The 12,793-nt window shown below is 73.9% G+C and carries 9 protein-coding genes; 8 read left to right on the top strand and 1 reads right to left on the bottom strand.

What is annotated here, in order from left to right; translation table 11 throughout:
* Window position 1: 1 nt before the first annotated feature.
* Window positions 2-1,288 (top strand): signal recognition particle-docking protein FtsY, encoded by a 1,287-nt coding sequence (gene ftsY, locus K353_RS27715; protein ID WP_111556247.1) that lies wholly within the window; start codon window positions 2-4, stop codon window positions 1,286-1,288.
* Between the two features lie 105 nt (window positions 1,289-1,393).
* Here the strand turns inward: ftsY and K353_RS27710 are convergent, their stop codons facing one another.
* Window positions 1,394-2,068, bottom strand: a complete 675-nt coding sequence (locus K353_RS27710) for a bifunctional DNA primase/polymerase (protein ID WP_111556246.1) — start codon at window positions 2,066-2,068, stop codon at window positions 1,394-1,396.
* Between the two features lie 440 nt (window positions 2,069-2,508).
* On the opposite strand from K353_RS27710, the gene K353_RS27705 reads away from it, so the two are divergent.
* The 7 genes from K353_RS27705 to ftsH all read left to right on the top strand — a co-directional run bounded on the left by K353_RS27705 (window position 2,509) and on the right by ftsH (window position 12,732).
* Window positions 2,509-3,966, top strand: a complete 1,458-nt coding sequence (locus tag K353_RS27705; protein WP_111556245.1) for a hypothetical protein — start codon at window positions 2,509-2,511, stop codon at window positions 3,964-3,966.
* A 261-nt stretch (window positions 3,967-4,227) separates the two neighbouring features.
* On the top strand, window positions 4,228-5,553 hold the full coding sequence (locus tag K353_RS27700) for an ammonium transporter (protein WP_111556244.1): 1,326 nt from the start codon (window positions 4,228-4,230) through the stop codon (window positions 5,551-5,553).
* On the top strand, window positions 5,550-5,888 hold the full coding sequence (locus tag K353_RS27695) for a P-II family nitrogen regulator (RefSeq protein ID WP_111556243.1): 339 nt from the start codon (window positions 5,550-5,552) through the stop codon (window positions 5,886-5,888). The genes K353_RS27700 and K353_RS27695 overlap by 4 nt, the downstream gene beginning before the upstream one ends.
* Before the next feature lie 119 nt (window positions 5,889-6,007).
* Window positions 6,008-8,440, top strand: a complete 2,433-nt coding sequence (locus tag K353_RS27690) for a [protein-PII] uridylyltransferase (RefSeq protein WP_111556242.1) — start codon at window positions 6,008-6,010, stop codon at window positions 8,438-8,440.
* A 102-nt stretch (window positions 8,441-8,542) separates the two neighbouring features.
* Window positions 8,543-10,102 (top strand): signal recognition particle protein, encoded by a 1,560-nt coding sequence (gene ffh / locus K353_RS27685; RefSeq protein ID WP_111556241.1) that lies wholly within the window; start codon window positions 8,543-8,545, stop codon window positions 10,100-10,102.
* 114 nt (window positions 10,103-10,216) lie between these two features.
* Window positions 10,217-10,741: a GNAT family N-acetyltransferase gene (locus tag K353_RS27680; protein WP_233533868.1), complete on the top strand. Its 525-nt coding sequence runs from the start codon at window positions 10,217-10,219 to the stop codon at window positions 10,739-10,741.
* An 86-nt stretch (window positions 10,742-10,827) separates the two neighbouring features.
* Window positions 10,828-12,732 (top strand): ATP-dependent zinc metalloprotease FtsH, encoded by a 1,905-nt coding sequence (gene ftsH, locus K353_RS27675; RefSeq protein ID WP_111556276.1) that lies wholly within the window; start codon window positions 10,828-10,830, stop codon window positions 12,730-12,732.
* Window positions 12,733-12,793: the final 61 nt, after the last annotated feature.

Genomic DNA, 12,793 nt, shown 5'->3' with positions numbered 1-12,793 from the left:
TATGGAATACGTGATCCTTGCCGTTGTCATTGCGGTGGTCGCCATCGGCGCGATCACCGGACTCGTCGTCTCCGGCAAACGACGCAGAGAACTGGACCGGCCGAGCCAGCCGCCGACCATCACCGCGCCCGCGAAGACGGACCCGGCGACGACCGCGACCGCTCCGGCCAAGCCCGCGGAAGGGGCCGCCGAGCCCACCGCGCCGCCCACCGCCTCCGGCGCCACCCGGGCCCCGGAGGCCCCGGGAGCCCCGGCCGGGGAACCGGCCACGGGAGAGCCCGCCGTCGGGGAGCCGACCACCGGGGCGCCGACCACCGGGGAGCCGACCGCCGAGGAGGCCGAGGCCGCGCCCGCGATCGAGGTGCCCGAGCCCACCGCCGGACGCCTGGTCCGGCTGCGCTCCCGGCTCTCCCGCTCGCAGTCCACCCTCGGCAAGGGCCTGCTCACCCTGCTCTCCCGGGACCGCCTGGACGAGGACACCTGGGAGGAGATCGAGGACACCCTCCTCACCGCCGACGTCGGCGTCGCCGCCACCCAGGAACTGGTCGACAACCTGCGGACCCGGGTCAAGGTGCTCGGCACCCGCACCCCCGACGAACTGCGCACCCTGCTCCGCGAGGAGCTCGTCAAGCTGATCGGCACCGACGCCGACCGCACCGTCCGCTCGGTCAAGCACGAGGAGGGCCCGGCCGTCGTCCTGGTGGTCGGCGTCAACGGCGTCGGCAAGACCACCACCACCGGCAAGCTCGCCCGGGTCCTGGTCGCCGACGGCCGCAAGGTCGTGCTCGGCGCCGCCGACACCTTCCGCGCCGCCGCCGCCGACCAGCTCCAGACCTGGGGCGAGCGGGTCGGCGCGCACACCGTGCGCGGCCCCGAGGGCGGCGACCCGGCGTCGGTCGCCTTCGACGCGGTCAAGCAGGGCATCGCCGACGGCGTCGACACCGTCCTGATCGACACCGCGGGCCGGCTGCACACCAAGACCGGCCTGATGGACGAGCTCGGCAAGGTCAAGCGGGTCGTCGAGAAGCACGGCCCGGTGGACGAGGTGCTGCTGGTGCTGGACGCCACCACCGGGCAGAACGGCCTGGTCCAGGCCCGGGTGTTCGCGGAGGTGGTCGACATCACCGGCATCGTGCTCACCAAGCTGGACGGCACCGCGAAGGGCGGCATCGTCATCTCGGTCCAGCGCGAGCTGGGCGTGCCGGTCAAGCTCATCGGCCTCGGCGAGGGCGCGGACGACCTCGCGCCGTTCGAGCCGGGGGCGTTCGTGGACGCGCTGCTCGGTTAGTGCCGCCGGCGCCGCGTCCGGACGGCGGGCGAAGGGGCGGTGCCGGGAAGGGACTCCCTTCCCGGCACCGCCCCTTCGCCTGTCCGCCCCCTGGCCCCGCGGCCGTCAGCCCGCGAACTCCGCCGTGCGGACGCGGGTGCGGTGGCAGGCGTAGGCCAGGGTGCCGAGCAGCAGGCGGGCCTCGGGCGGGGCGCTGTCGGCGGCGGGGCGGCGCAGCCAGCGCATCGGGCCGAGCGGGCCGAGCGGGGTGGGCGGGGCGGCCAGGTAGGAGCCGAGGCCGTGGCAGGCGAGGTCGAGCGAGGCGTCGTCCCAGCCCATCCGGTAGAGCAGCTCGGGCAGGCGCTCGGCGGTGCCGGGGGCGACGAAGAACAGCAGCCGGCCGGCCGGGGAGGCCAGCACCGGGCCGACCTGGGTGCCCATCCGTTCGAGCCGGACCAGGGCCTGGAGACCGGGCTGGGCCGGGACGTCCAGCACGTCGAACTGGTGGCCGGTCGGGAGCAGCAGCGGGGCGTCGGCCGGACATCGGGCGACCAGCTCGGCGGCGGTCGCGCCGGGGGCGATCGCGGGCCCGACCAGGTGGTGCAGGTGGGGCGCGGCGCAGCGCGGGACGCCGCAGCCGCAGGCCGTCGGGGCGGTCGCGGGGTGCGGGGCCGGGCTGCCGGCCGCCAGCGTCCAGCCCCAGCGCCCGGAGTACTCGGCGGCGGCCTGCAGCGCGGCGGGCCGGGTGCGGCGGCGGGCGCCGAGGGGGGTGAGCCGCAGGCTGCCGAAGAGCTTGTCCATGCCACCCCCAACCGGTTCCGGTCGCCGCTGGTTACGGGACGGTGACGGCGCGTCGTCCGACGGGCGCGTGGTGCGCGGCGCGCCGGAGGCGTGCGCGGACCGGCGCACCCCGATTCGGGTGGCACGGGCGAGCAGGCGCCTTGCACCAGCCCCGCGGATGCCGGATCGTCGTTGCCGCACGCGTGCCTCCGTCAGGTCCGGGCATGTGCCGGGGTCATGCCGAGCTGATTCCCAGTGAAGCGCGGTACCCGGCCCGGTAGTTCACTCGTGGGGGTGGCGAAAGGTGGCGTTTTTCCGGCGTTGCTCCCCCGGATGGCGCAGGGGCGCTACGTTCGGGATACGGAACGCAGCCGACCGGTCACGCGGACGGCGGTGCAGGCGATGGACACGAGTCAGGGCGAAGCGGGGCCCCGGGTTCGGGGCGGGATGGGGACGTTCCCATGGGTGAGAAGCAGCCGAACGAGAAGCTGGGCTCCTGGTTCGCGCGCAGCGGCTGGTCGAAGGGCGAGCTGGCGCGTCAAGTGAACCGCAGGGCGCGGCAGATCGGCGCCCACCACGTCTCCACCGACACCTCGCGGGTGCGCCGGTGGCTGGACGGGGAGCAGCCGCGGGAGCCGATCCCGAAGATCATGTCCGAGCTGTTCTCGGAGCGCTTCGGCTCGGTGGTCTCGGTCGAGGACCTCGGCCTGCGCGCGGTGGTCCAGGTGACCACCGTCGGCAGCGGCGTGGACCTCCCGTGGAGCCCGCAGCAGACCGTGCAGGCGATCAGCGAGTACTCGCGCAGCGACCTGATGCTCAACCGGCGCGGCTTCCTCGGCACCTCGCTGGCGCTGACGGCCGGTGCGGCGCTGATCGAGCCGATGCAGCGCTGGCTGACGCCCGGTCCGAACGGCGTCCCCACCCCGATCCTGGCGGCGGCCAACGGCGGCGAGCACTTCTCCGGGCGGCTGTCCGAGCCGGAGATGCAGCTGCTGGAGCAGACCACCGAGATGTTCCGGAAGTGGGACGCGCAGAACGGCGGCGGCCTGCGCCGCAAGGCGGTGGTCGGCCAACTCCACGAGGTCACCGACCTGTTGCAGGAGACCTACCCCGAGGCGACCACCAAGCGGCTGTTCCGGATCACCGCCGAGCTGGCCCACCTGGCGGGCTTCATGTCGTACGACGTGGGCATGCACCCGAGCGCGCAGAAGTACTACGTGCTGGCGCTGCACGCGGCCAAGGAGGCCGGGGACCGCCCGTTCGGGGCGCACGTGCTGACCGACATGAGCCGGCAGATGATCCACCTGAACCGCGGCGAGGACGCGCTGGAGCTGATCCACCTCGCCCAGTACGGCAGCCGGGACACCGCCACCGCCCGCCAGCAGTCGCTGCTGTACGCGATGGAGGCGCGGGCGTACTCCACCATCGGCGAGGTCAACCGGTGCGCCCGGGCGGTGCGGCTGTCGGAGGACACCTTCAGCGACATCCGGGAGACCAACGAGGCGGCGCCGAGCTGGCTCAGGTTCTTCTCGTACGCCGAGCTGTGCGCGGAGAACGGCCACTCCTACCGGGACCTGGCGTACACCTCGGACCACGGGCCGGCGATGGCCAAGGCCGCCGAGCCGCTGATCACCGAGGCGGTCGACCGGTTCCGGGAGGACGGCGACCACGTCCGCACCTACGCGTTCAACCTGGTCGGGATGGCCTCGGTGCGGCTGCTGCAGAACGAGCCGGAGGAGGCCGCGAAGTACTGCGAGGAGGCGGTCGACATCGCCAAGAAGGTGCGCTCCGAGCGGCTGAACACCCGGGTCCGCAAGACCTCCGAGGCGGCCAGCCGGGACTTCCGCGGCGCCCCGGGGGTGGACCGGCTGGCCGAGCGGGTGGTGCACGACATCCCGGAGTTCGTCGCGGTGGTCTGATCCGCTCCGCCCCCGCCGCCCGCGGCCGTCCGCCCCCCGTCCGGACGGCCGTCGGCGTATAGCACGCGCTGTCCAGTACGCGTCACCTGCCGTGGTTCACCTTCCCGTAACGGGCGCGTCAACCGCGTCACTGCGGCGAAACACCGAGCCGCATCGGCCGAAACCCGCCTTCGGCACTCTCCTCTCATCGCCGACACGCCGGGATGGGCACGGGACAGGTAATCCCGGTCGTGGTGCGGCTCTCATTCGGAGGAGACGCCGATGCCGGACGGCTTCAGCGCGGGCGATACCGCCTTTGTGTTCATCTGTGCGGCCCTGGTCATGTTGATGACCCCGGGCCTGGCCTTCTTCTACGGAGGCATGGTCAGGGTCAAGAGCACCCTCAACATGCTGGTGATGAGCTTCATCTCACTGGCCATCGTCTCGGTGCTCTGGGTCCTGTACGGCTACTCGCTGGCCTTCGCGCCGGACGCCGGGGCCGGTCTGATCGGCAACCTCGACTTCCTGGGGATGCGCGGCATCGACCTGAACGCCCTGACCGGGACGATCCCGGTGACCGGGTTCGCGGCCTTCCAGCTGATGTTCGCGATCATCACCCCGGCCCTGATCAGCGGCGCGATCGCGGACCGGGCCAAGTTCACCGCCTGGAGCCTGTTCGTGGCGCTCTGGGTGACCGTGGTGTACTTCCCGGTCGCGCACTGGGTGTTCTTCTTCGACGGCGGCAACGGCGGCTGGCTCGGCGACCGCAACGGCGTGATCGACTTCGCCGGCGGCACCGCGGTGCACATCAACGCCGGTGCGGCCGGCCTGGCCCTGGCCCTGGTGCTGGGCAAGCGGATCGGCTTCAAGAAGGACCCGATGCGCCCGCACAACCTGCCGCTGGTGATGCTCGGCTCCGGCCTGCTGTGGTTCGGCTGGTTCGGCTTCAACGCCGGCTCCGCGCTGGCCGCCAACGGCGTGGCGGGCATGGCCTTCGTCAACACCCAGGTCGCCACCGCCGCCGCCATCCTCGGCTGGCTGGCCTACGAGAAGGTCAAGCACGGCGCGTTCACCACCCTCGGCGCCGCCTCCGGCGCGGTGGCCGGCCTGGTCGCCATCACCCCGGCCTGCGGCTCGGTCTCCCCGCTCGGCGCGATCGCGATCGGCCTGATCGCCGGCGTGCTGTGCGCCGCGGCGATCAGCCTGAAGTACAGGTTCGGCTTCGACGACTCGCTCGACGTGGTCGGCGTCCACCTGGTCGGCGGCATCATCGGCTCGCTGCTGATCGGCTTCTTCGCCACCGGCCACGTCGGCCAGACCGCCTCCGGCCTGTTCTACGGCGGCGGCCTGGGCCAGCTCGGCAAGCAGGTGCTCGGCGTGGTCGCCGTCCTGGTCTACTCGTTCGTGCTCTCCTGGCTGCTGGGCATGCTGATCCAGAAGACCATCGGCTTCCGGGTCGCTGAGGAGGTCGAGGTCTCCGGCATCGACCAGGCCGAACACGCCGAGTCCGCCTACGACTTCACCGCCGTCGGAGCCAGCCTGGTGCGCACCGCCCCGGCCGCCCCCGCGACCGCCCCCGCCGAGAAGACCGAGGTCGACGCCCGATGAAGCTCATCACCGCCGTCATCAAGCCGCACCGCCTGGACGAGGTCAAGGACGCCCTGCAGGCCTTCGGGGTGCACGGCCTGACCGTCACCGAGGCCAGCGGGTACGGCCGGCAGCGCGGCCACACCGAGGTCTACCGCGGCGCCGAGTACACCGTCGACCTGGTCCCGAAGGTCCGGATCGAGATACTGGTCGAGGACGAGGACGCCGAGCAGCTGGTCGACGTGGTCGTCAAGGCCGCCCGCACCGGGAAGATCGGCGACGGCAAGGTCTGGTCGGTCCCGGTCGAGACCACCGTCCGGGTCCGCACCGGCGAACGAGGCCCCGACGCCCTCTGACCCCCGCCCGCCCGTCCTCCGATCCACCCTGATCCACCGCTGAAACCCTCCTGGCGGACCTGCCCCCGTGGCAGGTCCGCCGAAGGCGTATCCGGCACCCGCACGCACCGGGAGCAGACGTGAGCAGCACCGACCCCGCCGAGTACGGCTACCCCGCCGAGCGCGCCCGCCTGCTGGCCGACCCCGACACCACCGGCCCGCGCCGGCGCGCCGCCCTGGCCCGGCTCACCGACGACTGGCTGGCCGCCCTCTACCGGGCCGCCGGCGCCCCCGCCCGCACCGCGCTGGTCGCCGTCGGCGGCTACGGCCGGGCCGAACTCTCCCCGCGCAGCGACCTGGACCTGCTGCTGCTGCACGAGGGCCCGCTCGCCGCCGACCTGGCCGAACGGATCTGGTACCCGGTCTGGGACAGCGGTGTCGCCCTCGACCACGCCGTCCGCACCCCCGGCGAGGCCCGCAAGGTCGCCGCCGAGGACCTCAAGGCCCAGCTCGGCCTGCTCGACGCCCGCCACCTGGCCGGCGACCCGCAGCTCACCGCCGACCTGCGCTCCGCCGTCCTGGCCGACTGGCGCGCCGCCGCCCCCGAACGGCTCCCCGAGCTCCAGGAGCTCGGCCGGGCCCGGGCCGAGCGCCACGGCGAGCTGTCCTTCCTGCTCGAACCCGACCTCAAGGAGGCCCGCGGCGGCCTGCGCGACCTGGTCGCGCTGAACGCGGTCGCCGCGACCTGGCTCGCCGACGCCCCCCGCGACGGCCTGGACGCCGCCGCCCGCACCCTGGCCGACGTCCGCGACGCGCTGCACCTGACCACCGGGCGGGCCACCGAACGGCTCTCCCTCCAGGACCAGGACCAGGTCGCCGAACGACTCGGCGTGCTCGACGCCGACACCCTGCTGCGGCAGGTCTACCAGGCGGCCCGCACCGTCGCGTACGCCTCCGACGTCACCTGGCGCTCGGTCGACCGGGTGCTGGCCGAGCGCCGCCGCCCGGCCCGCCGCGCCGCCCGGTTCGGCTTCCCGTTCAACGGCGCCCGGCGGGCCCCGGTCGGCCCCGACGCGCCCGAGCGCCGCCCGCTCGCCGAGGGCGTGGTCGAACAGGACGGCGAGGCGGTGCTGGCCCACGCCGCCCGGCCCGCCGCCGACCCGGTGCTGCCGCTGCGGGCCGCCGCCGCGGCCGCCCAGGCCGGGCTCACCGTCGGCTACGCCACCGTCCGCCGACTGGCCGCCGAGACCGGGCCGCTGCCGGTGCCCTGGCCCGACGAGGCCCGCGCCCAGCTGGTCACCCTGCTCGGCGCGGGCGAGGCCTGCCTGCCGGTCTGGGAGGCGCTGGAGGCCGAGGGGCTGATCAGCCGGATGCTGCCGGACTGGGAGCGGGTCCGCTGCCGCCCGCAGCGCAACGCCGTGCACCGCTGGACCGTCGACCGGCACCTGATCGAGACCGCCGTCCGGGCCGCCGCGATGACCCGCCGCACCGCCCGCCCCGACCTGCTGCTGGTCGCCGCCCTGCTGCACGATCTCGGCAAGGGCTGGCCCGGCGACCACTCCGAGGCCGGCGAGGTGATCGTCCGCGACGTCGCCGTCCGGATGGGCTTCGACCGGCAGGACACCGACACCCTCGCGCTGCTGGTGCGCCACCACCTCACGCTGGTCGACACCGCCACCCGCCGCGACCCCGACGACCCCGCCACCGCCGACCTGATCGCCAAGACCGTCGGCACCCAGACCCACCTGGAACTGCTGCACGCCCTCACCGAGGCCGACGCCACCGCCACCGGCCCGGCCGCCTGGTCGAGCTGGCGCGCCTCGCTGGTCACCGCGCTGGTCGAGCGCACCGCCGCCCGGCTGGCCGGCGACACCAGCCCGCCCGCCGCCGACCCCGAGGTCACCGCCGACCAGGAGCGCCTGGCCGTCGAGGCCGCCCGCACCGGCGGGCCCGCGCTCACCCTGGCCGCCCACCCCGAACCGGCGGGGGAGCAGGGCACCGAGCCGATGGGCGTCGAACTCACCCTGGCCCTCCCCGACCGCCCCGGCCTGCTCGGCACCGTCGCCGGGGTGCTCGCCGTGCACCGCCTCACCGTCCGCAAGGCCGGCCTGCGCGAACTCGACCCGGTCGGCGCCGGGCCCGTCCTGCTGCTGTCCTGGACGGTCGCCGCCGAGTACGGCGACCTGCCCGAGGCCGCCCGGCTCCGGGCCGACCTGCGCCGCGCCCTCGACGGCTCGCTCGACGTCGCCCGCAAGCTCGCCGAACGCGACGCCGCCGCGCCGCGCCGCCGCGGCATCAGCACCCCGCCGCCGGTGGTCACCGTCGCCCCGCACGCCGCCTCGCGGTCCGCCACCGTGCTGGAGGTCCGCGCGCACGACGCCCCCGGCCTGCTGCACCGGATCGGCCGGGCGCTGGACGTGGCCGGCGTCCGGGTGCGCACCGCGCACGTCTCCACCCTCGGCGCGGAGGCCGTCGACGCCTTCTACCTCACCTCGCCGGACGGCCGGCCGCTGGAGCGGGAGCGCGCGCACGAGGTCGCGCGGGTGGTCAGGGCCGCCCTGGAGACCCCCTGACCCGCGGTTCGCGCAGGGGCGCAGACCGCCCGCCGGGGGTACGGCTACCCTTGGGGCGACGACAGTACCCGTACTCGATGCCGCAAGGGACCCGCGACCGACGTGTTCGACACTCTCTCCGACCGCCTCGCAGCGACGTTCAAGAACCTCCGGGGCAAGGGCCGTCTCAGCGAGGCGGACATCGACGCCACCGCGCGCGAGATCCGGATCGCCCTGCTGGAGGCGGACGTCGCGCTCCCCGTGGTCCGCGCCTTCATCAAGCAGGTCAAGGACCGGGCCCTCGGCTCCGAGGTCTCCGGCGCGCTGAACCCCGCCCAGCAGATCATCAAGATCGTCAACGAGGAGCTGATCAGCATCCTCGGCGGCGAGACCCGCCGCCTGCGCTACGCCAAGACCGGCCCGACCGTGATCATGCTGGCCGGCCTCCAGGGCGCCGGCAAGACCACGCTGGCCGGAAAGCTCGGCCACTGGCTCAAGACCCAGAAGCACACCCCGCTGCTGGTCGCCTGCGACCTCCAGCGCCCCAACGCCGTCACCCAGCTCGGCGTCGTCGCGGAGCGGGCCGGCGTCGCCTTCTACGGCCCGCAGCCCGGCAACGGCGTCGGCGACCCGGTGCAGGTCGCCCGCGACTCCGTCGAGTACGCCAAGCAGAAGCAGTACGACGTCGTCATCGTCGACACCGCCGGCCGCCTCGGCATCGACGCCGAACTGATGCAGCAGGCCGCCGACATCCGCGCCGCGATCGACCCGGACGAGGTCCTGTTCGTGGTCGACGCCATGGTCGGCCAGGACGCGGTCACCACCGCCCAGGCCTTCCTGGAGGGCGTGGACTTCACCGGCGTCGTGCTCTCCAAGCTCGACGGCGACGCCCGCGGCGGCGCCGCGCTCTCGGTCGCCCACGTGACCGGCCGTCAGATCATGTTCGCCTCCAACGGCGAGAAGGTCGACGACTTCGACGCCTTCCACCCCGACCGGATGGCCTCGCGCATCCTCGGCATGGGCGACGTCCTCTCGCTGATCGAGAAGGCCGAGCAGACCTTCTCCCAGGCCGAGGCCGAGAAGATGGCCGCCAAGCTCCAGGGCGGCGGCAAGGACTTCACGCTCGACGACTTCCTGTCGCAGCTGGAGCAGGTCCAGAAGATGGGCTCGATCTCCAAGCTGCTCGGCATGCTCCCCGGCATGGGCCAGATCCGCGACCAGATCAACAACCTGGACGACAAGGACGTCAACCGGGTCGGCGCGATCATCAAGTCGATGACCCCGGCCGAGCGGGCCGACCCGAAGCTGATCAACGGCTCGCGCCGGCTGCGCATCGCCAAGGGCTCCGGCGTCCAGGTCGGCGAGGTCTCCGGCCTGGTCGAGCGGTTCTTCGAGGCCCGCAAGATGATGTCCGCGATGGCCTCCGGCAAGGGCATCCCCGGCATGCCGGGCATCCCCGGGATGGGCGGCGGCGGCAAGCGCTCCGGCAAGAAGGCCCCGGTCGCCAAGGGCAAGCGCAAGAGCGGCAACCCGCTCAAGCGGGCCCAGGAGGAGGCCGCGGCCGCCGAGCGCAAGGCCCTCGGGCCGGGCCAGGGCGCCCAGTCCGGCGGCGCGTTCGGCGTCCAGCCGGGCCAGGGGCCGGCGGACTTCCAGCTCCCCAAGGAGTTCAAGGACCTGCTGTAGGCGGCGGGGCGGCACGGACCGGGGGCGCGGGGAACCGCGCCCCCGGTCCGTGCCGCCCGTGCATCCGCCACCCGTGCCCGTGCTTCCGCGCGCGGGTGCGCGATGATGTCCCGTATGCGCGTGACGATCCGAGCCCCCCGCCCCGATGACGTCGTCCCCTACGCCGAGGCGGTGCGGCGCTCCGCCGCGCACATCGGGCGGTGGAACCCGGTGGAGCCGGACGGCATGCCGGACCTGCTGAGCCGTCAGGGCGCGGGCCTGCGGACGTTCATGATCGTCGACACCGCGACCGGCGGCCTGGTCGGCAAGTGCAACGTGGCCAACATCGTGATGGCGCGGTTCTGCAACGCGGTGCTGGGCTACGACTCGTACGAGCCGTTCGTCGGGACCGGCCGGATGTCGGAGGGCATGCGGCTGGTGGTGGAGCGCTGCTTCACGCGGCCGGAGCGCGGCGGGCTCGGACTGCACCGGCTGGAGATCAACGTCCAGCCGGACAACGAGCGGTCGATCGCGCTGGCCCGCCGGCTGGGCTTCCGGCACGAGGGGCTCACGCCGCGGATGCTGTTCCTCCAGGACGCCTGGCGCGACCACGAGCGCTTCGCGCTGACCGCGGAGGAGTGGCCGACACCGGTGCGCTGACCGGGCCGGCCGGCCGGTGCGCCGACCGGGGCGGGGCGCGGCGTTGCGCGCCGTCCGGCGGGCACGGGGTCCGTATCGTCCGACGGGTGAGCAACCCCGTGCCGCCGCGCCAGACCCCCGACCAGCCCTGGCGGTCCGAGGGGGCGCCGCCCCCTCCGCCGCCGAAGAAGAGGATGCCGGGCGGCTGGGTGGGCCTGATCCTCACCGCGCTGGTGGTGTTCCTGCTCTCGGACCTGCTGCTCAGCCTCTTCGGCAACGGCGGTTCCACCACGATCTCGTACACCGAGTTCGCCAAGCAGCTGAACGCCGGGAACGTCACCAAGGTCTACGCCAAGGGCGACGCCATCGAGGGCACGCTCAAGAGCGGGCAGCCCAAGCCGGACGGCGACAAGGGCGACTACACGGAGTTCACCACCCAGCGGCCGGAGTTCGCCACCGACAACCTCTGGGGCACCCTGCAGTCGCAGAACGTCGAGGTGACGGCCCGTCCGGTGGTGCAGCAGCGCAGCTTCCTGGCGAACCTGCTGATCTCGCTGGCGCCGATGCTGCTGCTGATCGGGGTCTGGGTGCTGATCGCCCGCCGGATGTCCGGCGGGATCGGCGGCGGCGCGCTCGGCCGCAAGGCCCCGCCGAAGCCGGTGGACACCAGCCAGGGCAAGCGCACCACCTTCCGGGACGTGGCCGGCATCGACGAGGTCGAGGCCGAGCTCAGCGAGGTGGTCGACTTCCTGAAGAACCCGCAGGCGTACCGCCGGCTCGGCGCGAAGATGCCGCGCGGCGTCCTGCTGTCCGGTCCGCCAGGCACCGGCAAGACGCTGCTGGCCCGGGCCGTCGCCGGGGAGGCGGACGTGCCGTTCTTCTCCGCCTCGGCGTCCGAGTTCATCGAGATGATCGTCGGCGTCGGCGCCGGCCGGGTCCGCGAACTGTTCGCCGAGGCCCGCAAGGTCGCCCCGGCGATCGTGTTCATCGACGAGATCGACACCATCGGCCGCCAGCGCGGCGGCGGTGGCGGGCTGGGCGGCCACGACGAGCGCGAGCAGACGCTCAACCAGATCCTCACCGAGATGGACGGCTTCTCCGGCTCCGAGGGCGTCATCGTGATCGCCGCGACCAACCGCGCCGAGGTCCTCGACCCGGCGCTGCTGCGCCCCGGCCGGTTCGACCGCCGGATCACCGTCAGCCCGCCCGACCGGGCCGGCCGCGAGCAGATCCTGCGGATCCACACCCGCCGGGTGCCGCTCGCCGAGGGCACCGACCTGGACGCCGTCGCCCGCACCACGCCCGGCATGACCGGCGCCGACCTGGCCAACCTGGTCAACGAGGCCGCGCTGATCGCCGTCAAACGCCAGCAGGACGCCGTCGACCAGGCGAACCTCTCCGAGGCGCTGGAGAAGGTCCAGCTCGGCGCGGTGCGCCCGCTGGTGATGCCCCAGCAGGAGCGCGAGCGCACCGCCTTCCACGAGTCCGGGCACGCCCTGCTCGGCATGCTGCAACCCGGCGCCGACCCGGTCCGCAAGGTCACCATCGTGCCGCGCGGCCGGGCCCTCGGCGTCACCCTCTCCACCCCCGACACCGACCGCTACTCCTACACCGAGCCCTACCTGCGCGGCCGGATCATCGGCGCGCTCGGCGGGATGGCCGCCGAACAGGTGGTCTACGGGGTGGTCACCACCGGCGCCGAGAGCGACCTCGAACAACTCACCACCATCGCCCGCTCGATGGCCGGCCGCTGGGGCATGAGCGAGCGGGTCGGCCGGGTCACCGCCGTCCCCGACGACAGCCAGTCCCCGTACGGCCTGGCCGCCGCCCCCACCACGCTGGACGCGGTCGACGAGGAGGCCCGCCGGATCGTCGCCGAGTGCTGGGAGGAGGCCGTCGCCCTGCTGCACCGGCACCGCGACCGGCTCGACGCGCTGGCCGCCGCCCTGCTGGAGGCCGAGACCCTGGACGAGGACGCCGCGTACGCCGCGGCCGGGCTCGGCCGGTCCTGACCCCGCGCGTTCCCTCCGTGCCGTTCCTCCGTGCCGTTCCTCCGTGCCGTTCCTTCGCGCG

Source organism: Kitasatospora sp. SolWspMP-SS2h, assembly GCF_003259315.1.
Classification (GTDB): domain Bacteria; phylum Actinomycetota; class Actinomycetes; order Streptomycetales; family Streptomycetaceae; genus Kitasatospora; species Kitasatospora fiedleri.
Note: the sequence above shows the minus strand (reverse complement) of the source record. Positions and strands in the feature narration are given on the sequence as shown.